The sequence below is a fragment of the Streptomyces sp. V3I7 genome (genome assembly GCF_030817495.1).
In the GTDB taxonomy this organism is placed as follows: domain Bacteria; phylum Actinomycetota; class Actinomycetes; order Streptomycetales; family Streptomycetaceae; genus Streptomyces.
In genome coordinates, this window is record NZ_JAUSZK010000001.1 from 903790 (window position 1) to 923144 (window position 19355).

Sequence of the window (19355 nt, forward strand, 5' to 3'; positions counted from 1 at the left end):
AAGCCCTGGCACCCGGTGTCAACGGCACACCGGGTGCGTGTGATCCATTACCTCACCAGCAGGTCCAGCAACCGCTCCGTCTCGGCCGCCGGATCGGCGGTCAGGCCGGTGTGCACGGGTCCTGGCTGGACGATGGTGGAGCGGGGCGCGATCAGCCAGCGGTACCGGCGTCCGGCGTCGTCGCCGGCGGCCTGCCCGGCCTCGTCGCCGCCCGCGCAGTGCCGCTCGATCGCGTCGAGCGCGGCCCGCACTCCGGCCACGTCGGCCTCGGGGTCGAGGGCGAGCAGGCGCGCCTCGTCGAGGTGGGTGCGCGCGCCGACGTAGGCCTGGGCGCGGCAGTAGACGACGACGCCCGCGTTGATGCACTCGCCGCGCTCGACGCGGGGGACGACGCGCAGCAGGGCGTACTCGAAGACGTCCCGGCCGCCGCCCTGGCCCGCCCGGATGATGTGGCGCTCGACCACATGACCGGCCATGTGGATGTGGGTCTCGCTCACTTGCCCTCCTCGATGCCGGTGATCCGCTCGTGGACGACGGCGGCGCGCGCGAGCAGCGGCCGCGCATACGCCCGGCGCAGGTCGTCCGGGGTGTCGAAGCCGGGCTCGTCGGCGAGCCAGGCGTCGGGGATCTCGGCGGTGACCTCGGCGAGGATGTCCTCGGTGACCAGGGGCGCCAACTCGGCGGCGGCCGCGGCGACATCGGGCGCGAAGCGGCTCAGGGCGTGGTCGGAGACGTCGTAGGGGCGGGCCGCGGAGGCCTCGGCGGCGGGCCAGTTGTGGTGCCAGATCATGGTCGCACCGTGGTCGATGAGCCACAGCTCGCCCCGGTGCATCAGCAGGTTGGGGTTGCGCCAGGAGCGGTCGACGTTGTTCACCAGCGCGTCGAACCAGACGATCCGCCCGGCCTCCTCACGGTCCACCGGGAACGCGAGCGGGTCGAAGCCGAGGGCGCCGGAGAGGAAGTCCATGCCGAGGTTGGTGCCGCCGCTGGACCGCAGCAGGTCCTGCACCTGCTGCTCGGGTTCGCCGAGCCCCAGCACGGGGTCCAACTGGACGGTCACCAGGCGGGGCATCCGGAAGCCGAGCCGCCGGGCCAGTTCGCCGCACACGACCTCGGCCACCAGCGTCTTACGGCCCTGTCCGGCGCCGGCGAACTTCATGACGTACGTCCCGAAGTCGTCCCCCTCGACGAGCCCCGGCAGCGAGCCGCCCTCACGCAAGGGAGTGACATAGCGGGTCACGGTGACCTCTTTTAGCATTTTCCCAGGCCACCCATCTCTTCAACCTTGCAATCCATGGCCGCCTTCAGGGGCGGTGGAGCAGTGGGAATCACCCGTCAACGAGCCTGGGGAGAATCTGGGGAGTTTCGGCTGGCATGCCGATCTCCCCGCTCCCCAAGCAATCCATCGATGGCGGTGCGCCCTTTACTTCCCGCCTCCGGCATGAAGTGAGCATAGTAACCGAGGGTGATCGCGGGCGAGGAGTGCCCGAGCCAACGCGCCAGGGTCACAACGGACTCTCCGGCCTCCAGAATGAGCGAGGCGTAGGTGTGCCGCAGCACGTGGAAGCCATCCTTCGGAGCCGCCGCCCACTGCCAGGGTTTCGCTCCCTCAGCGCGCGGCGGGATGATGCCGGCTTCAGCCAAGGCGGGCTTCCAGGTGTAGGTGTTCCATATGTTCACCGCGACGGCGTTGCCGAGTCGTGTGGTGAGGTGCAGGGAGAACTTCTTTCACTGCCCCTCCGGCTTCCCCCCACGGAAGCTCCACCTCCACCGGTGGGAACGCTTCGACGTGGCTCTTCAACTCCTTGGCCACCGAGGAGGGCAAGTCGACGGTACGGGTCTTCTTCCCCTTCGGCAGGGCGAATTACAACCCCCCACGGATCGCCTGGATTTGGCGGCGGACATGCAGCACGCCTCGCGTGTAGTCGATGTCCTCCGGGCTCAGCCCGAACATTTCGCCCTGACGGAGCCCACATCCCAGACCGACCACGACGGCAATCCGGTTTCGTGGGCTGATAACGTCGCGGACTCGCAGCGCCGTCTGCAACGGCCACGCGTCACGTCGCTCACCGCGGTCGGCGGCGGCGCCACCCCGGCCGGCCTGGTCGCCTCGCAGCGCACGCCTGACGGCGCACTCACCTCGTACCGCTATTACGCGAACGGCGACACCGCGCAGGTGACGTCCCCCGCCGGGCTGATCACCAGCTACACATACGACGGTCTTGGCCGAAAGACCTCCGAGACACAGGTGTCAAGCACATTCCCGAACGGCGTGACAACCACCTACAGCTATGACACAGCCTCGCACGTCGTCACCGAGACCGGTGCAGGCGTGAAGGACGAGATCACCAACACGTCCCACACCGCCGAGATCACGCGCTCCTACGACGAGGACGGCAACCAACTGTCCGAGACCACCAAGGACACCACCGGCGGTGACACCGAACGCACCATCACCTACCACTACGACACGCACGGGCTGAACGACAGCGTCACCGACGCTGAGCAGAACACAACCACGTACGACCACGACGCGTTCGGCCGAGTCAATGGCATGACCGACGCAACGAGGAACGCGATCCTCGCGCACGAGCACTTCACACGCCTGTCCGCCGGGCCTGCTCCGGGTCCAGCGCACCAGCTGGTCCGGTGAGCCGAGCCACCTGATCTGCTGGCCGGCTGCCCGGCCACCTGAAATGACCAAGCAACCGCACGACTTGTTCCCCCCAGGAGGTGGAATGCCCCATCCCGACTCAGAGCTCACGGCACAGACGGCGCAAGGTGAAGAGGAAGTACCGACGCCAGACGGTGCTTTCTGGAACACCATCGAGCTTCTCGCCTCCCGCTTCAGTGCGCATGACACCGAGCTCGGCCTGTGTCAGGCAGAGCAGTGGACCCTCCAGGTCCTGAAGATCTCCGAGGAGACGGGCGAGGCGGCCCAGGCCGTCGTCGGCGTACGCGGAACCAACCCGCGCAAGGAAAGAACCGAGTGGGAGCAGGTACACGCTGAAGTCGCCGACGTGACCATCACCAGCATGGTCGCGCTCGCGCGGATGCGCTCTGATGCCGGAAGCTACCTACGGCGGCAACTCGCCTTGAAGGCCGCGAAATTCCTGAACCTTCCCGCATCCGCACATGCCGCCGCCCCGGCGCAGCGCACGCGACATCCTCAGGAACCAGGCGAGCCGAGCGGCGTCGCGGTGATGCTCCTCAACGACGCCGGCGAGTACCTGCTGCACCTGCGTGACACCACTCCCGGCATCGACGATCCGGGCCTGTTCAGCTTCATCCGCGGCGGCCGCCGTGACCAGGAGTCACCCGCCGAAGCCATGGCGCGCGAGCTCGACGAAGAGGTCGACCTGGCCGTCCCCGACCTCCGGCCGTACCGCATCATCCCCAGCCCTGGCCCAGGTGGCACCGTGCGCGGCTGGATCCAGGTCTTCGTCGGCACCTGGAACGGGGACGCCCACACCCTCCCCATCCACGAAGGCATCCTGTGCCGCTGGTTCGCAGGAAGCGACGTCGGCCGACTCCCGATCTGCTCCTGGACGGCCGATGTCATCGCCTCCCACTACGCGCACGCCACCGCCACCGCGGCCAGCGGTGTCAGCCGTCCTCCTTCCACATCCCCTGAGGTGCGCCACTGATGACCTGTGACCAGGGGCGGACCCCGCCCCTTCCTCCCCACGAGTACATCCTCACCCTGCCGCATCTCACGGCGTACGCGTGCTTGTACGTCCGGGACAAGCACAACCATCCCGTGCAGCTGCGGTCCGTCTTCGGTGCCAGGCCCTGGCAGTTGACTGGAGGAACGGTCGAGGCCACAGACGCCTCGCCCGAGGAGACGCTGCGGCGCGAGGCGATCGAAGAGGCTCAGGTGCCGATCGGCGACGACATCGTCCGACTCGGCTGGGTCCATGACGCGACGGGGGAGGTCTACGGCGGCATCGGGCCGTGCGCACGCCTCCGCCTGACGGCCCCCGTCACACAGATCGGGCCGACCGGGGTGGATCCGGCCACCGGCCGCGTCTTCGCCCGGCTGCTCGCCACCCCCGACCAGGCGGCCGCGCTCCTGGGCTGGGCGAGAGCGGCTACCAGCAGGCCCGCCTCGCCGCCCGCTGGGCGCACGAACGATGAGGCCTGCCCTACGCGGCGGAAGTCCCGATCAGCGAACTTCCCGCGGCGGGATCGTAAGTGCCTTGATCGCCTCGTGCCAGGGACCGCCTCGCCCCGTCACAGCGATCGAGCATCGCGCGCGGGCGCAGTCGTGCCCGCGCCCGCCAGAAGCAGACTGCCATCAACCAGGAGAGGACCTGTGAAATCCACCCACGTCACCGCTCATTCCATAGCCGTCCGCCATCTGAGCGGAATCCGCTCGCGCCGCGTACCGACCCTGTCCGGTCACCGCGCCGGGAACGGGAGGACGGCGTGACCTTGTTGCGGATCGTCTCCTACAACACGCTCTTCGGCGGAAGGGAGAACGACGGCCCCGGCACCTGACCCACCCGATCGTGGTCACGGCCGTAGAGGAGCTCCAGCAATCCCGGACGTCGTTGACACCGATCACACTCCGCGTGACTGCCTTGCGAAGGGGGTAGTTCTCCTGCCGGCCATCGACCGGCGAGAGAAACGGACACCATGCTTCCCTACCCCACCGACGCGCAGCCATGATCTACGAAGCCCTCGGCAGGGCCTGGCGGTCCCTGTTCCGCCGCGGCGACGGCATACGGCCGACCGGGCAGCCGCGAGAGACGCGCTGACCTCGCAGGGCCGCTGCCTCAGCCGGTACACCGCAGCGCAGCGGCCCTGCGAGCAGGCGGTCACGATGTGATCATTTTCCGGTCGCATCCTCCTAATCGGTCTTGGGCATGCATCAGGCGATTCACCGGATCGACCAGGAGTGCACCCCACGTGAACACCCCCACGCAGGCCCCCGCCCCCACGCGCACCGCGCCCGGCGCCTTCCCGCTCATTGGCCATGGCCACCTCCTCGCCCGCAAGCCGCTGCCGTTCATCAACTCCCTGCGCGAGCACGGCCGTGTGGTCCGCATACGGATCGGCACCACCCCGGCCTACGTCGTCACCGACCCCGCCCTGACCCGCCGCGTCCTGGTGACCGACGCTGCGCACTACACCAAGGGCGGGAAGATCATCGACGCGCTGCGCGTCTTCTTCGGCGACGGCCTGGCCACCGTCGCCGACGGCGACACCCACCTGCGCAACCGGCGTCTGATGCAGCCGATGTTCAACAAGGCGCACATCGCCCGCCGGGGCGACGCCATGATCGAGCAGGTGCGGTCGACGGTCGCCTCCTGGAAGGCGAACCGTGAGCGCGACGTGTTCGCGGATATGAACGAACTCACCCTCTCCGCCTTCCTCGTGGCCCTGTTCGGTGCGGACCTCCCCGAGCATCTGGAGGGCGAGTTCACCGCTCTCCTGCCCGAGATCATGAAGGGGACGATCCGGCAGACGATCCTCCCGCCCTGGATCACCCGCCTCCCTTTGCCCGCCAACCGCGCCCACGCCGCCCGCGTGGCCCGCCTGCGTGCCCTCATCGACCAGGCCATCGATCACCGCGCCACCCGAACCACGGCCCCCGCTGCGGCCCACGCGGCGAGCGCGTCAGCGGGCGAACCAGCCGGATGCCCGCACGCGACCGCCGCGCGCGAGGAGGAGGGCCTGTTCTCCACCTTGCTGAACGCCAAGGACCCGCTCACCCGCCAGCAGCTTCAGGACGAGGCGATCACCCTGCTCACCGGGGCGATCGAGACCACCGGCACCACGCTGGCCTGGACGCTGTACGAGATCTACCGCAACCCCGAGATCGGACGGCGGCTGCGCAAGGAGCTCGCCGCCGTGTGCGGCGACCGGCCGCTGCGGTACGAGGACCTGGACCAACTTCCGTACGCACGCCGGGTTCTGCAGGAAGCCATCCGCAAGTACGGCCCCGCCTGGATGGTCACCCGCACCGCCGCCCGCGACATGAACCTCGGCGGCCACACCATCCCGAAGGGCGCCGACGTCGTCTGGAGCCCCTACCTGCACCAGCACGACCCCCACTACTTCCCGGCCCCGGAGACCTTCGACCCCGACCGGTGGGAGACGGACCGCACGGCAACCACCCGGGAAGCGTTCTTCGCCTTCGGCGACGGCCGCCGCAAGTGCATCGGCGAGAACTTCGCCTGGTCCGAGCTGCAGATCATCCTGGCCACTATCGTCGAGAACTGGCCGAGAACCCAGCTGACTTCACCGCTCCCCAGCCCCCAGGCTGTCGTCACCGTCAAGCCCGACACCCTCACGATGACCTTCCACCGCTTCTGACGACGCGGCCCTGAAGCAGGGTCCCGGCCCGGTGGGGTGATCCCGCCGGGCCATTGGGGAGTTGGGCGATACGGACCGACTCAGGGGCCGGGGGCGTGGCTGCTCGTCGTGCTCGCGCAGCATCCACACGACGGCTCGGCACGGCGGCGGACCAGCAATCGCCCAGACGGGCACTCTCCAATTGCCGTGCGTTCCGAGGGAGGCCGCACCGGCGAAGGGCTGGGCCGCAGCCCGACGAGGACGACCCGGCCTGGTTCACCTCGGTCGCGGTCCTGGACGAAGGCGGCTACGAGGTTGTCCGCCGCGACACCACTGCGAAGCCCTCGGCCACGAACTGCTGCCGAAGAACGTCGAAGGCACCCGCGCCAAGCTGAAACGCCTCGTCAAACTCGGCATCCTCACCGAGGCCGACACTGGCAACTTCGCCAGGAAGCAATAGCCGAGAACCTCCTCCAGCGGCCGCACTCCCACCTCAGCCGGAAACGAACATCACCTTACAAACCGCCCTCTGAGCATGAAGTGGACGTCACTGGACTACGCCGTAGCCCTGAGGGCTGTCGCTGAATAACCTCAGGGCTTTGGTCTTGGTCAGGCGGGCTGTCTCGCGAGGTCGTCGAGGGGAGCGGCGCTGCGGCGTTCGTGAGTTGTTTTCCGACGGTTACCTGGGCCGTTCAGGGGTCGGCCGGGTGCGGCGCATGCGCTCTCGGCATTCTCTCAGGCCGAGAGCGATGGGTGACGCCGTCTCAGATGGTGGGGGTGTCGTCGACAACCGGCTTGTGAATCTCGACGACCGGCTTCCATCCCTCGGTGAACTCGATGAAATCCGCACGGGTGGGGTAGGTGTCGATCGCGCGACGGTCACGCTTGGGGCTGTCGCTGCCCTTGCGTCCCCGGGGGATCTGCTCCTCGAAGATGTCGACCTTCACGTCGGGGACCTCCTTGAGGCCCTGGCGCCAGATCTGCACGGTGTCGGCGCCGAACGCCTGCCGGGCCGCAGCGTAGAGGGCCGAGAGGGCGCCCTTGTCCCCGCTGGGGACGAAGAGTGCCAGGTCCAGCACGACGCCGGCGGACTGGAGGACCTCGATGGTCACCGAGCCGTTTTCGTCGGCCACGTAGATTCCTGCTTCATTCTCGTCGTCGGGAAGGCAGGAGACCTCTTCCTGGAATATGGTCCTCGCCGTGATCGAGCCGCCCTCGAAATCCTTACCGGACTTGGTCAGAAAAGCAGGAACATAGCAGCCGGGAAGCTTGAGTTCTGCCGTGTCGGCGGAAACGAAGAGCCTGTCCTTCACGTCGAGCTTCGCCACCTCTTCCAGAGAGAGGCGGCGAGCGGCGATCTTCTCCGTGTTCACGATTTCCCTTTCAGGTTGCACTGTCCCTCAGAACCAGGACGCTACCACGAAACCCTTAGGCCAACTGCCCACCAATCGTTGGGTAAATGACCAGCGGTGACCTGCACGGGAGGATGCCGAAGCGAGTCCCACGCGGCCGGGAACACGTATCCGCCGGGTAGTGTCCCTCGTCATGGTGTGGGGGATCAAACGGCGGTTGCCATTTCGGTGCGTTGGGTAGCGCAAAGGAACTAAATAAAGTTTACGGCAGATATCACCCATAGCGCCTTCGGGGAGGCGGCGGCGAGGTTGGGCGTTTCAATCGTTGTGCATCTAGAAGAGTGCAGCGGAAACAGACCGGATGGCCCGACAACGCAACAACGAAGCCCCCCCCCCGTTACCTTTTTGGTGGCTCCGCTATGGGGCCTCCGGCCTTCGGGTCCGGCATGACTTCCCCCTCCTGTTGTTGATGATCCGGGGGGTGGTGTCACCGGGTCCGGAGGCATCGACGGACCGCTGATGAGGGGCTTGAGCACCGGCTTCACCCGAGCCGGAAGAGCTCTCCGTAACGTGGATGTGGCAGCTCGGTGCCGAGGCAGGCCGGACGAAAGCGTGATGGAGGGGCCTGCACGTGATCGACACCGGCGACATCGACGTCTTCCTCGGCCTGGACGTCGGCAAGGGCGAACACCACGCCACCGCCGTCACACCAGCCGGGAAGAAGGCGTTCGACAAGCGACTGCCCAACACCGAACCCAAGCTCCGCGAACTGTTCGCCAAGTTGAAGGCCAAGCACGGAACGGTGCTGGTCGTCGTCGACCAGCCGGCCTCGATCGGCGCCCTGCCGCTGGCAGTCGCACGAGACTTGGGCTGTCTGGTCGCCTATCTGCCCGGGTTGACGATGCGGCGGATCGCCGACCTCTACCCGGGTGAGGCGAAGACGGACGCGAAGGACGCGTTCATCATCGCGGACGCGGCCCGCGCGATGCCTCACACGCTGCGAGCCATCGACGGCGAGGACGAGACGATCGCCGAGCTGGAGATGATCGTGGGCTTCGACGACGATCTGGCCGGAGAGGCCACCAGGGTCGCGAACCGGTTGCACGGCCTGCTGACGCAGATCCATCCGTCACTGGAACGGGTGCTGGGGCCGCGGTTGCAGCACCCTGCGGTGCTGGCCTTGCTGGAGCGGTTCGGTTCACCGGCCCAGATCCGCAAGGCCGGACGGCGGCGGCTGGTCACGCTGTTACGGCCGAAGGCCCCGCGGATGGCCGAGCGACTGGTCGAGGACATCTTCACCGCGTTGGACGAGCAGACCGTCACCGTTCCGGGCACCGAGGCAGCCGCGCTGATCGTCCCGAGCCTGGCCGGATCCCTGACCGCAGTCCTTGACCAGCGCAAACTCCTGGCCGGGCGGATCGAGGAACTCCTGGAGGCCCACCCTCTTTCGAAGGTCCTGACGTCCATGCCGGGAATCGGCGTCAGGACCGGAGCCAGGATCCTGATCGAGGTCGGTGACGGCAGCACCTTCCCGACCGCCGGCCACCTCGCCGCCTACGCAGGTCTCGCCCCGGCAACCCGCAGTTCCGGGTCCTCGATCCGCGGCGAACAGCCCTCCAGGAGAGGAAACAAGCAGCTCAAGAGGGCCTTCTTCCTCTCCGCGTTCGCAGCCCTGGGCGACCCGGCATCACGGGCCTACTACGACAAGAAGATCGCCCAGGGCAAGCACCACACCCAGGCCCTGCTCTGCCTCGCCAGACGACGGGCAGACGTCCTCTTCGCGATGCTCCGCGACGGAACTTTCTACGAACCCCAACCCGCCAGGTCAGGCTGAATCGCCGAGAGCCCGCCGTGCTTCAGTCCACAACCGCTCGAACTCCTCCACGGTGATCTCGGCCGCCTGCGGCTGGTCCTGCCAGCCGTCCATGGGACCTTCGGCGAGAACGCCGTACTGCCGTTCATAGCGGAACATCGCCGCGAGATCGGCATGATCACGCAAGTGCAGCACCTCTTCCAACGAGGCCGCCGTCACCGGACGCGAGTCCTGCCCCCGGACCTCAACCTGCCGCGCGGCCCAGCCCTCGTCATCGGCCTCGAAATACAGCCACAGATCTTCGTCCTCGTAGTAGGTGCGGAACCAGGTCGCCATGCCGCAATCCTGACCCACGACCTTGACCAAAGAGATAGGGGCACCCCCCCCGCCGACATCCGGATGAAGCGCGAACCGGAAGACGCCCATTACCCCACCCTCTTGGTCGGGACTTCGGCGTAGTCGGCTGACGTCTCGTCATGTTGGGCGGCGTTCGGTACACAGTAGGCACGGACGCCGCGGTGCTTCCCGCGCGTGCGGGGATTCCAGGGGCCGGTTCAGCGGGCGGGTGGGTTCAGCTGTCGCGAGAGGCGCTCTCGTGGACATCGTGTGTGCGGCGTCGGGCTGTTGCCAGGGCGCCGCCTCCAGCGGCGATGAGCAGTCCGGCACCGCCGAGGAGCCACGGGGTGGCGTCGGTACCGGTGTGCGCGAGGGAGCCCGTCGGTGCCTTCGGCGTCGTGTCGCTGACCTCAGCCGCCGCTGTGGTGGGCGAGGAGTCGGCATCCGGTGCGCTGGTGGTCCCGCCGGTGCCGCTGCTCGGCTTGTCCGCGAGGGTGGACGGGGTGCCGGTGGGCTTCTGCGTCGGCTTGTCCGAGGGGTCGGGCTTCGGGCTGGCTGCAGTCTTGGCGTTGGTGACGGTCACGGTCACCGGGGTGCCGGGGCCCGCGGTGAACGCCATGGACGGCTTGTAGAGGTCGTAGCCGGCTGGGGCCTTGATCTGCTTGACCCAGAACTCCGTCTTCCGGCTCGACACCGGCAGCTCCCCGGAGGCCGTGCCCTTGGCACCGGTGGTGAGGGTGTGCAGCGTCGTGTCGCCGGTGCCGACGTTCACGGTCGCGCCAGGCAAGAGCTTGCCGGTCTTGTCATCCTTAACCTGCAGGAGGACCTTGGCGGCCTTGAACGGGTCGGTGATCGTCAGCCGCGTGGTCGCACCCGGGGTGACGATGACGTCCTGATCGGCGGCGACTTCGTGGAGCGGGCTGCCTTCCTGGCAAGTCGTTGTGTTCGATCACTTGAAGCTCCTTACTCCTTCGTGCGTCGTTGTTCGCTGAGGTTGCTGTGTCGGGCGCAGGCGAGGCCGAGCAGCCGACGTGAATCCCGGCAGGCGGACGTGCCACCCACTACGTCGCGCTCCGGGAGAAGATCTGGAAGTGAAATTCGTCTCCGGCGAAGGTCCTCTCCGTCGCTTACTCCTGGCGGTGTTGGCGTGCGCCGTCATTCACCCGTTCGGGTGGCCGGAGGCGGTTGTCGCCGTCCCCGCTGCAGGGGTGGTGATCGCCACCGGAGCGATCTCGCTGGGGCACGCCCGCGAGGAGGCGGAGCGGCTCGGACCGGTGATCGGGTTCCTCGCGGCTGTCCTGGTCCTTGCCCAGCTGTACGACGACGAGGGTCTGTTCCACGCGTGCGGGGCGTGGATGGCCCTGAGCGCGGCGGGGCGCCCGCGCCGCCTGCTGGTGCAGGTGTTCGCTCCCGCGTCGGTGATCACGGCGGTGCTCAGTCTGGATGCCACCATCGTGCTGCTCACGCCGGTGGTGTTCGCCACCGCCGCCCGGCTCCGCGCCCGGGCCCGCTCCCGCTGCTGTCACTACACACGACGCGGTCATCCGTTCGCGGGACAGGGAGAGCGAATTCGCCCCGCGCCCAGCCCCCTCCCGCTACAATCCCCATCCTCGAGCCGTTGACCAGGACAAACACCAAAGCCCGGCTGGAGTACTGGCCCCATGAGCTTCGAACGGATTCGGTTCCGCAAGCGTGCGGGCCGCCATGGCGGTGTTAGGAGGCCCCAGGCCCTGGCGGGCGAGCTTCGGTGCGTCTGGCCCGGCCAACCGCGAGGGCGGCCGGGCCATCTATCGGTTGGGGTCGCTCTCGGCGGAGGCGTTGCTGAGCAGGCCGACGGCGCTGTACCAGAGGGGGCCGGGGTTGAGCCGGTCGCCGTGGAGCTTGATCATCTCGTCGAAGAACTCCTGGGGGGGCGGCTTGCCGGCCAGGAGGCGGATGGCGTCGCGCAGGTACTGGCGGGTCTCTTCGAGGATCTTCGGGTCGTCGGGCAGGGCCTTGTTCTTGTGGCCGGCGACGACGTGGCGGGGGTTGAGTGCGGCGATGTGGTCGATGTTGTCGAGCCATGCCTGACAGTCGGCGGCGAACTCGAAGGTCCGGGTGGCGTATTCGTGGTTGTGGGCGTCGAAGGACGGTCCTGGCGCAATGGGACCGTCGCCTCCGCCGCTCTCCGGGTCCGGGTATCGGCAGCGGGGCGACCGTCATCGTTGCCGCCGGGTGAGTTCACGAACGGGTGACGATCCCGGCGCGAGGTGAACGAGCGGGAGGCGCGGGCCGTACCCCTGGGCGGATCAGCTTGACGGATCAACCATCAGTGGCGCACGTACAGTCCGGGGAAGGGAACCTCTCATGACCAGCGCATCGCCCACGCCCGCAGCGGGACCGGCCCGCCGTACCGTCGTGGCGGCGGCCGGCGCGGCGGGGCTCGCCGCCGCGCTGACCGCCTGCGGCTCCGAGGACAAGTCGGCGGAGTCCTCCGGCGCTTCCGGTGGCGGCGGGGCCGCGGCCGGCGGCTCCGCGCTCGCGAAGACCTCCGAGATCCCGGAGGGCGGCGGGAAAATCTTCAAGGACCAGGGTGTGGTGGTCACCCAGCCCACGGCGGGCACGTTCAAGGCGTTCTCGTCGAAGTGCACGCACCAGGGGTGTGCGGTGAGCGCCGTGGCCGACGGCGTCATCAGCTGCCCGTGTCACCACAGCGAGTTCTCGGCGGCGGACGGCAGCGTGAAGAAGGGACCCGCGACCAAGCCGCTGCCGGCGGCGGGCATCAAGGTGTCCGGGGACTCGATCGAACTCGCATGACCGCTCGCTGAGTTCGCGCGCGGGCGGCCGGTGCGGCCGGTCAGGGGTCAGTCCAGGGTCCCGGCCGCCGCCCGCAGCGCCCGCACCGCCGCGCGGATCGACGGGCGGCGGTCGGCGTCGGCCCGCCAGACGACGTACACATGGCGGCGCACCCGCTGCCGCAGCGGGACCGTGACAACGCCCTCCGGCACCGGGTGGCGGCCCAGCACGGGTGCGATGCACACGCCCAAACCGGCGGCGACCAGGGACAGTTGGGTGTGCGTCGTGGCCGCGCGGTGGCCGATGGCCGGCTCGATGCCCCGGGCGCGCAGCGTGTACATCAGCCACTCGTGGCAGAACTCGCCCTCGCCCCAGGTGATCCACTCGTCCTCGCCGAACTCCCCGAGGTCCGCCTCGTCCCGGCCCGCGAGCCGGTGCCCGACGGGTACGGCGATCTCGGCGGGGTCGTCCAGCAGGGGCGCCTTCACCAGCCCCTCCGGGACGGGCATCGGCTTGTTGTACCAGTCGAGGACGACGGCCAGATCGAGATCGCCGCGTACGACACCGGCGATGCCGTCCTCCGGCTCCAGTTCGCTGGAGTGCACGCGCAGGGCCGGGTGTTCGGCGCGCAGGGCCGCGAGCGCGGTGGGGAACAGCCCGCGCGCGGCCGTGGGGAACGCGGAGAGCCGCAATTCCCCGACCACCTGCCCCCGGTGCGCCTCCAGGTCGGACTGGGCGACCTGGACCTGAGAGAGGATCCGCGCCGCGTGCTCCGACAGCAGCCGCCCTGCGTCCGTGAGGCGCACGCCGCGCCCCTGCTTGGCGAGGAGCCGCTGCCCGACCACCTGCCCCCGGTGCGCCTCCAGGTCGGTGTCGCGATCCTGAACGAGTCACTGACCTGGACCACACCGCTGGGCGCCGTGATCGTCCTGGCGGGCGCGGCACTGACACAGGCACGCCCGAAGGCACGTATGCACCGGCCCTGCAACCGAGTTCGGCACCGGATGCGACCCGGAGCCCCCAACTGCCGCTAGAAGCTGACCCAGACGAGAAGCCCTAGACGTAACCCCGTTGCACCCCCGGCAGCAGCGCCGCCGCCACCGCGTCCGCCAGCGGTCCCGTCTCCTGCGGGGTCAGTGTCGAGACGGTGATGCGGATGCCGGGTGGGGCGGTGAGGCGGAAGCGGGCGCCGGGGGCGACGGCCCAGCCCGCGTGCAGCAGGCGGGCGACGGCGCTGGTCTCGTCCGGGACGGGGATCCAGAGGTTCATGCCGCTGCGGCCGTGGGAGGGGATGCCGCGCTCGGCGAGGGCCGTGGCGAGCTGCTCACGGCGGTCGCGGTACGCCCCCGCCACCGAGGGGCCGTCCAGCGCGCCGTCGGCCCACAGCCGGACCACGGCGCGCTGGAGGAGCAGGCTCACCCAGCCCGGCCCCAACTGCTGCCGCCCGCGCACCCGGTCGACGGTGACGGCGTCGCCGGTGAGGACGGCGAGCCGCAGGTCGGGGCCGTAGGCCTTGGCGGCGGAGCGGACGAACGCCCAGTGCCGCGTGACGCCGGCCAGCGGGTGCAGCGGGAGGTCGACGATGCCGTGGCCGTGGTCGTCCTCGATCAGCAGGGTCCCCGGATGCTCGCGCAGGACGTCGCGCAGGGCACGCGCGCGCGGGGCGCTCACCGCGGCTCCGGTGGGGTTCTGCGCGCGGCTGGTGATGATGAAGGCGCGCGCGCCCGACTCCAGGGCGCGGCGCAGGTCCTCGGCGCGCGGCCCCTCGTCGTCGACGCCCACCGGAACCGTGCGCAGGCCCAGCGCCGGGACGAGATCGAAGACCCGCCCCCAGCCAGGGTCTTCGACGGCCACCACGTCGCCCTGCCGCAGGTGTGCCGCGAGCACCCGCTCGACGCCGTCCAGGGCGCCGGACACCACGGCGAGCGGCCCGTCGGGCACTCCGTCGGCGTCGAACGCGGCCCGTGCCATCCGGGCGAGGTCCGGATCGACGGGGTCGTCGCCGTACAGGACCGGCCGCCGGTCGCCCTCCGCCGCCACCGCCGCGAGGACGGGCGCGAGGAGCGGGAGCAGGGCGGCGTCGGGGTTGCCGTTGGACAGGTCCCGCACACCCTCGGGGACGTCGACGGTCGGCTGTTCCCGGGTCGTCGTCGCCGGCTTGGGCCGGACCCGGCTGCCGCGCCGGCCCGCGGTCTCGATCACCCCGCGCTCGCGCAGGGTGCGGTACGCGGCCGCGACCGTGTTGGGGTTCACTCCGAGCCGAGTCGCCAACTCCCGCATGGGCGGCAACAGTTGCCCCGGCTCCAGCTGCCCGGCGCCCACCGCGCGCTCGACGCTCTCCGCGATCTCTGCTGCGCCACGACCTTCGATCCGATACTCTCCTAGCACAAAACATATTATGCACTAGTGCAATGGAGAGCGCCATGCAGGGGCCCCCACCGTCACCGTCGCCGCAGTCACCGTCGCCGCAGCCCGCGTCGTACACACCGACCGGCCGCACCGTCCCCACGCGCTCGGCGGACCGGGCGTCGTACGACAAGGACCTGGTGCACGCGATACTCGACGAGGGCTACGTCTGCCATCTCGGCTTCGTCCGCGACGGCGCCCCGGTGGTGCTGCCGACGCTGTACGGCCGGGTCGGCGACCGGCTCTACGTCCACGGCTCCACCGGCTCGCGCCCGCTGCGGATGACGGGTGAGGCCGATCCGGGCCTGCCGGTGTGCCTCACGGTCACGCATGTCGACGGCCTGGTGCTGGCCCGCTCCGCCTTCCACCACTCGATCAACTACCGCTCCGTGGTGGTGCACGGCACCGCCCACGAGGTCACCGACGCCGAGGAGCGCCGGGTGGCCCTGGACGCGCTGGTCGACCACGTCGTGCCCGGCCGCTCCGCCGACTCCCGCCCCGCCAACAAGAAGGAGCTGGCCGCCACCGCGGTGATCCGCCTCGACCTGGACGAGGTATCCGCCAAGGTGCGCACGGGCGGCGCGAACGACGAACCCGAGGACCTCGGCCTGCCCCACTGGGCGGGCGTCGTCCCGCTGCGCAAGGGGTACGACAGCCCGGTCCCCAACGCCGACCTCGCCCCCGACATCGGACTCCCGGGCTACCTGGAGGCGCGCTGATGCTGATCCACCCCTGGGACGCGCCCGGCGACGACGCCGAGTGGCAGACCTGGCTCTCCACCCACGACTTCGGCCAGCTCGCGGTCAACGGCCTGCCCGGCGAACCGCCCTTCGTGCAGCCCCTGCACTTCGCCTACGACGCGGCCCGCGGCGAGGCCGTCACCCACCTCGCCCGCCCCAACCCGCTGTGGCCGGCCCTGGAGACGAACCCGCAGGTTCTGCTCAGCGTGGTCGACGACTACGTGTACGTGCCCGGCCCCTGGCAGGCCGCACCGGCCTGCCCGCCCGAGAACGGCGTCCCCACCAGCTTCTACGCGGCCGTCCAACTCCGCTGCACGGCCCATGTCGTGGACGACCCGGCCGAGAAGGCCGACCTCCTCAACCGCCAACTGGGCCATTTCCAGCCGGAGGGCGGCTCGTCCACGGCGGCGCCGGGCGAGGCGCCGTACGGCCGGCTGCTGTCCGGCATCCGCGGGCTGCGCCTCGAAGTGACCGACGTTCGGGCGAAGTTCAAGTACGGGGGCAAGAGGCCGACGGAGATCCGGGAGCGGATCGCCGATCGGCTGACGGAGCGCGACGGCCCGCGTGACGGGGCCGCGCGGGACCATCTGGTGCGGCGGCTGGACGTGTGAACGGCTGAGGGGGCGCCGGAGCGCCCCCTCAGGGCGGCTCACGCGACGGCCGGTTCCTCCTCCGGTGACCGCGGGGCGCGCGGCGCGCGGGCCCCGCGTGCCTCCGCCACCGCGAGCCCGCCGACCGAACCGAGCATCAGCAGGGTGCCGGCCACCGTGGACGCGGTCAGGTGCTCACCGAGCAGCGCGACGGCGAGCACGGCCGCGCTCACCGGCTCCAGCAGCATGATCACGGACACGGTGGCGGACCGTACGACGGCGGCACCCGCGAAGTACAGGGCGTACGCGAGGGCCGTCGGCACGGCCGCGATGTAGATCAACAGCCAGAGCACATGGACCGGTTCGGCCGTGTGCGGCACCAGCCCGTCGGCGAGGGCGAACGGCAGCAGGCTCAGGCTGGTGACCGCGAACGCCGACACGGTCGTACCGGAGCTGTCGGCACCGCCGTCCCGTCCCCACCAGCGGGTGAGCAGCGTCATGACGGAGTAGCCGGCCGCCGAGACGAGCGCGAGCAGCACGCCCCAGGGACGTACGGTCGCGCCCGTGCCGCCGAGCGTCAGCACGGCGAGCCCGGCGAGTGCGCCGACGACGGCCGCCGCCCCGCCGCGTCCGAGCCGCTCCCCCAGCGCGAGGCGGGCGCCGAGGGCGATGAGGACGGGGCCCGCGCCGAGGGTGACCACGGTCGCGACGGCGAGCCCGGTGGCCGAGACGGCCGCGAAGTAGGCGGTCTGGAAGACGGCCAGTCCGAGACCGGTGGCGACGGCCTTCAGTGCCTTGCGGGCGAGCGGTTCGGGAACGGCCGGGCGGGATGCGCGAGCGGCGCCCGGACGCAGCAGCCGGCCGATCAGCAGCAGGACGAGACCGGCCGCGCAGCGCCAGAAGGACAGGGTGACCGCGCCCATGTCACTGACCCGGTAGACCAGTGAGGCGGCGGCGCCCGCGGTGCCCCAGGCGGCGCCGGCGACGATCAGATAGAGCAGGCCACGCCCGACGGGCAGGCCGTAAGCGGCATTGGCTGCTTTCGCAGCATTCGACACGAGTTGTCTCCGCAGATGTGCAGAAGTTCGGGAGGCGACCCCGATGCGCGGGGCGCGCGGACTTCATCTGCGGGCAGCACCGTCCAGCCTGGCGTCAGCTATGCCAGGCGTGTGTTCCGGAGGCCCGCCTCAGGCGGCCGGAGGGGGAAGGACGAGTGCGTTCGGCATGATCACCAGTCTAAGCCGCGGTCTCCGGCACGGACAACTCCCGTTGGGGGCCGCCGCGCGCCACCGGTTCCGCGGAGCTCTTGGCGGGCGCTGAGGACTGGGCGATGAACGCGCCCACCAGGACGAGCAGACCGCCGGCGACCTGCGGCATCGACAGGTGCTCGCCGAGCAGCACCCAGGCGAGCACGGTCGCGACGACCGCCTCCAGGCAGGCCACGACGCCCGCGACCTGCGGCGAGAGCCGCCGTACGGACAGCACGCCGGTGACGTACGCGACGACCGTGGCGACGAGGACGGTCCAGGCCAGCAGCGCGGCGGCCGGGACCGGGGTGCCGTTCATGTGCGCGGTGCCGGCGAGCACCGACCAGTCCATGGTCCAGGGGCGGGCGATGACCGTCAGCACGGCGGCGCCGACGAGCAGGCCGTACGCGATGACGCCGAGCGGGTCCGGCACCTCGCCGTCCGACTCGCTGCCCTGGTCGGCCAGGACGAAGTAGCCGACCTGGCAGCAGGCCGCGCCGAAGCCCAGCAGCAGTCCGAGGGCGTCGAAGCGCAGTCCCGACCACACCTCGACCACGCAGGCGAGGCCGCCGGCCGCGAGGACCACGCCGAGGGCGGCCGCACGGCTCACCGGCCGCCGCTGCACGAACCGCACCCAGCCGAGCAGCAGGGCGGGCCCGAGATACTCGATGAGCAGCGCGACGCCGACCGGGATCCGCGAGATCGCCGCGAAGTAGCAGGCCTGGACGCCGGCCACGGCGAGCAGTCCGAACCCGGCGAGCAGCGCGGGCCGCGTGCGCACGAGCGCGCGGTGCCGCACGGCGAGCGGCAGCATCACCAGTGCGGCACCGGCGGCCCGCAGCCACACGACGTGCAGCGGATCGAGTCCCGCCTCGATCAGCGGCTTGGCGGCGACACCTGACCCGCCGAAGGCGAGCGCCGACGCGAGCGCCAGGCCGAGCCCGACGCCCCTTCCGCGGCCGCCATGACTGCTCTCAGACATATGCACGAGCACATGATGACAGGCGATGACATGAGCGTCACCCTCGTTGACACCTGTCTCATCGAGCGGACGGGAACGGTCTTTGGCGGAGGGGTGAGTTGGGGTGCGGGGACGTCAGCAGGGCGCCCGGCCGTCGGCCGCGTACTCCCCCGCACGGTTCTCGATCCGGGCGAGGAGGTCGGCCGCCTCGATCCCGGCGCGCCGCAGCACCTCGACGGCGCGGGAGTCGGGTTCGCCGACGATCGCGGCCAGCAGGTCGGTGCACCCGGCAGGGCCGTCGGCGCACCGAAGGGCGTGGTCCATGGCGGCCGCGGCGAGCGGCGACCAGCTGTCGGCACCGTCCGTGCCGGACCCGCGTCCGGCCGCCGACTCCTCCCCCACGGCCTGCCATCGCAGCCCGTAGCCGATGCTGCGCTGCACGAGATAGCCGAGCAGCCGGGCGACTTGAGGGGTGGGCCCCATGACGGCGCGCACCTCGGAGCCGGACTCCAGGAGCGAGTGCAGCAGGTGGGCGGTGTCGATCTGACGATCCCCGTCCCGGACGGCCCGGCGGCGGGCACCGGCGACCACGGCCGCGAGCTCGGCACCGAGCCCGACCTCTTGATCCGCGCGGCGCACGCCCTGGTCAGAGGCGAACTGGCGGGGAATACGGGGTTGCACCCATTCACCCCATCAGCCGCCGGGGCAGGAGTCATCCCCGAAGGGAAGCATCTTCGCGTCCCACAGAGAGTGGACATGGGTCACCGAAGCCTCCTCCTCAGGGAGGAGGTCAAGCCAGTTTCCCCGCAAGGGCGCGCGCCGCCTTGCAATGCGC

19 protein-coding genes and 2 pseudogenes are annotated in these 19355 nt (G+C 70.2%); 10 read left to right on the plus strand and 11 right to left on the minus strand.

Annotation, left to right across the window (positions count from 1 at the left end; genetic code table 11):
* Positions 1-47 precede the first annotated feature (47 nt).
* From QFZ74_RS04340 to QFZ74_RS04350, 3 genes are all read right to left on the minus strand, one after another.
* Entirely contained in the window at positions 48-497 is a 450-nt protein-coding gene (locus QFZ74_RS04340; protein ID WP_307619449.1) for a DUF3037 domain-containing protein, read from the minus strand.
* Positions 494-1258, minus strand: a complete 765-nt coding sequence (locus QFZ74_RS04345; RefSeq protein ID WP_307619450.1) for a HipA family kinase — start codon at positions 1256-1258, stop codon at positions 494-496. The genes QFZ74_RS04340 and QFZ74_RS04345 overlap by 4 nt, the downstream gene beginning before the upstream one ends.
* Positions 1259-1335: 77 nt before the next feature.
* Positions 1336-1680: a tyrosine-type recombinase/integrase gene (locus tag QFZ74_RS04350; RefSeq protein WP_307619451.1), complete on the minus strand. Its 345-nt coding sequence runs from the start codon at positions 1678-1680 to the stop codon at positions 1336-1338.
* Between the two features lie 223 nt (positions 1681-1903).
* Between QFZ74_RS04350 and QFZ74_RS04355 the strand changes: the two genes are divergently transcribed.
* From QFZ74_RS04355 to QFZ74_RS04370, 4 genes are all read left to right on the plus strand, one after another.
* Positions 1904-2653, plus strand: coding sequence for a hypothetical protein (locus QFZ74_RS04355; RefSeq protein ID WP_307619452.1), 750 nt, complete (start codon positions 1904-1906; stop codon positions 2651-2653).
* A 43-nt stretch (positions 2654-2696) separates the two neighbouring features.
* On the plus strand, positions 2697-3647 hold the full coding sequence (locus QFZ74_RS04360; protein WP_307619453.1) for an NUDIX domain-containing protein: 951 nt from the start codon (positions 2697-2699) through the stop codon (positions 3645-3647).
* Positions 3647-4432, plus strand: a complete 786-nt coding sequence (locus QFZ74_RS04365) for an NUDIX hydrolase (RefSeq protein ID WP_307619454.1) — start codon at positions 3647-3649, stop codon at positions 4430-4432. Before QFZ74_RS04360 ends, QFZ74_RS04365 begins: the two co-directional genes overlap by 1 nt.
* A 479-nt stretch (positions 4433-4911) precedes the next feature.
* Positions 4912-6321, plus strand: a complete 1410-nt coding sequence (locus tag QFZ74_RS04370) for a cytochrome P450 (protein WP_307619455.1) — start codon at positions 4912-4914, stop codon at positions 6319-6321.
* A gap of 743 nt (positions 6322-7064) precedes the next feature.
* On the opposite strand, the gene QFZ74_RS04375 is transcribed toward QFZ74_RS04370, so the two are convergent.
* Positions 7065-7673 carry a hypothetical protein gene (locus tag QFZ74_RS04375; RefSeq protein WP_307619456.1) on the minus strand — a complete coding sequence of 203 codons (609 nt, stop codon included), beginning with the start codon at positions 7671-7673 and terminating at the stop codon, positions 7065-7067.
* Positions 7674-8283: 610 nt separating this feature from the next.
* Here QFZ74_RS04375 and QFZ74_RS04380 point away from each other — a divergent pair.
* Complete coding sequence (locus QFZ74_RS04380) at positions 8284-9486, plus strand: IS110 family transposase (protein ID WP_373462344.1); 1203 nt, start codon at positions 8284-8286, stop codon at positions 9484-9486.
* Here QFZ74_RS04380 and QFZ74_RS04385 read toward each other — a convergent pair.
* Together QFZ74_RS04385 and QFZ74_RS04390 are read right to left on the minus strand one after the other, a co-directional pair.
* A complete protein-coding gene (locus QFZ74_RS04385; RefSeq protein ID WP_307619457.1) occupies positions 9478-9801 on the minus strand; it encodes a hypothetical protein in 324 nt (107 codons plus the stop codon). The two genes, QFZ74_RS04380 and QFZ74_RS04385, sit on opposite strands and share 9 nt — an antisense overlap.
* Positions 9802-10036: 235 nt before the next feature.
* Positions 10037-10726, minus strand: a pseudogene (locus QFZ74_RS04390) (LAETG motif-containing sortase-dependent surface protein); the annotation flags it as partial.
* 166 nt (positions 10727-10892) lie between these two features.
* Between QFZ74_RS04390 and QFZ74_RS04395 the strand changes: the two are divergent.
* The 3 genes and pseudogenes from QFZ74_RS04395 to QFZ74_RS04405 form a co-directional block, all read left to right on the plus strand.
* Positions 10893-11327, plus strand: a pseudogene (locus tag QFZ74_RS04395) (SLC13 family permease); the annotation flags it as partial.
* A 348-nt stretch (positions 11328-11675) separates the two neighbouring features.
* The gene (locus QFZ74_RS04400; protein WP_307619458.1) at positions 11676-12035 is read left to right on the plus strand and encodes a hypothetical protein; all 360 of its coding nucleotides are present in this window, start codon (positions 11676-11678) and stop codon (positions 12033-12035) included.
* A 112-nt stretch (positions 12036-12147) separates the two neighbouring features.
* Positions 12148-12597: a Rieske (2Fe-2S) protein gene (locus QFZ74_RS04405; RefSeq protein WP_307619459.1), complete on the plus strand. Its 450-nt coding sequence runs from the start codon at positions 12148-12150 to the stop codon at positions 12595-12597.
* A 47-nt stretch (positions 12598-12644) separates the two neighbouring features.
* Here QFZ74_RS04405 and QFZ74_RS04410 read toward each other — a convergent pair whose 3' ends face one another.
* Positions 12645-13421: a LysR substrate-binding domain-containing protein gene (locus QFZ74_RS04410; RefSeq protein ID WP_307619460.1), complete on the minus strand. Its 777-nt coding sequence runs from the start codon at positions 13419-13421 to the stop codon at positions 12645-12647.
* A gap of 211 nt (positions 13422-13632) precedes the next feature.
* Entirely contained in the window at positions 13633-14964 is a 1332-nt protein-coding gene (locus QFZ74_RS04420; protein WP_307619461.1) for an aminotransferase class I/II-fold pyridoxal phosphate-dependent enzyme, read from the minus strand.
* Positions 14965-14999: 35 nt separating this feature from the next.
* On the opposite strand from QFZ74_RS04420, the gene QFZ74_RS04425 reads away from it, so the two are divergent.
* Both QFZ74_RS04425 and QFZ74_RS04430 read left to right on the plus strand, forming a co-directional pair.
* The gene (locus QFZ74_RS04425; RefSeq protein ID WP_307619462.1) at positions 15000-15701 is read left to right on the plus strand and encodes a pyridoxamine 5'-phosphate oxidase family protein; all 702 of its coding nucleotides are present in this window, start codon (positions 15000-15002) and stop codon (positions 15699-15701) included.
* Positions 15701-16333: an FMN-binding negative transcriptional regulator gene (locus QFZ74_RS04430; protein WP_307619463.1), complete on the plus strand. Its 633-nt coding sequence runs from the start codon at positions 15701-15703 to the stop codon at positions 16331-16333. Before QFZ74_RS04425 ends, QFZ74_RS04430 begins: the two co-directional genes overlap by 1 nt.
* 38 nt (positions 16334-16371) lie before the next feature.
* Here the strand turns inward: QFZ74_RS04430 and QFZ74_RS04435 are convergent, their stop codons facing one another.
* The 3 genes from QFZ74_RS04435 to QFZ74_RS04445 form a co-directional block, all read right to left on the minus strand.
* The gene (locus QFZ74_RS04435) at positions 16372-17370 is read right to left on the minus strand and encodes a DMT family transporter (protein WP_307619464.1); all 999 of its coding nucleotides are present in this window, start codon (positions 17368-17370) and stop codon (positions 16372-16374) included.
* Positions 17371-17548: 178 nt separating this feature from the next.
* On the minus strand, positions 17549-18541 hold the full coding sequence (locus QFZ74_RS04440; protein WP_373462345.1) for a DMT family transporter: 993 nt from the start codon (positions 18539-18541) through the stop codon (positions 17549-17551).
* 114 nt (positions 18542-18655) lie between these two features.
* On the minus strand, positions 18656-19201 hold the full coding sequence (locus QFZ74_RS04445) for a Clp protease N-terminal domain-containing protein (protein WP_307619466.1): 546 nt from the start codon (positions 19199-19201) through the stop codon (positions 18656-18658).
* Between the last annotated feature and the right edge of the window lie 154 nt (positions 19202-19355).

What these genes read in the sequence shown, in the direction of transcription:
- QFZ74_RS04430 (WP_307619463.1), top strand. Translation starts at nt 15,701, where the DNA reads ATGCTGATCCACCCCTGGGACGCGCCCGGCGACGACGCCGAGTGGCAG.
- QFZ74_RS04425 (WP_307619462.1), top strand. Translation starts at nt 15,000, where the DNA reads ATGCAGGGGCCCCCACCGTCACCGTCGCCGCAGTCACCGTCGCCGCAG.
- QFZ74_RS04345 (WP_307619450.1), bottom strand. Translation starts at nt 1,258, where the DNA reads ATGCTAAAAGAGGTCACCGTGACCCGCTATGTCACTCCCTTGCGTGAG.
- QFZ74_RS04440 (WP_373462345.1), bottom strand. Translation starts at nt 18,541, where the DNA reads ATGTCTGAGAGCAGTCATGGCGGCCGCGGAAGGGGCGTCGGGCTCGGC.
- QFZ74_RS04360 (WP_307619453.1), top strand. Translation starts at nt 2,697, where the DNA reads ATGACCAAGCAACCGCACGACTTGTTCCCCCCAGGAGGTGGAATGCCC.
- QFZ74_RS04365 (WP_307619454.1), top strand. Translation starts at nt 3,647, where the DNA reads ATGACCTGTGACCAGGGGCGGACCCCGCCCCTTCCTCCCCACGAGTAC.
- QFZ74_RS04405 (WP_307619459.1), top strand. Translation starts at nt 12,148, where the DNA reads ATGACCAGCGCATCGCCCACGCCCGCAGCGGGACCGGCCCGCCGTACC.
- QFZ74_RS04355 (WP_307619452.1), top strand. Translation starts at nt 1,904, where the DNA reads ATGCAGCACGCCTCGCGTGTAGTCGATGTCCTCCGGGCTCAGCCCGAA.
- QFZ74_RS04385 (WP_307619457.1), bottom strand. Translation starts at nt 9,801, where the DNA reads ATGGCGACCTGGTTCCGCACCTACTACGAGGACGAAGATCTGTGGCTG.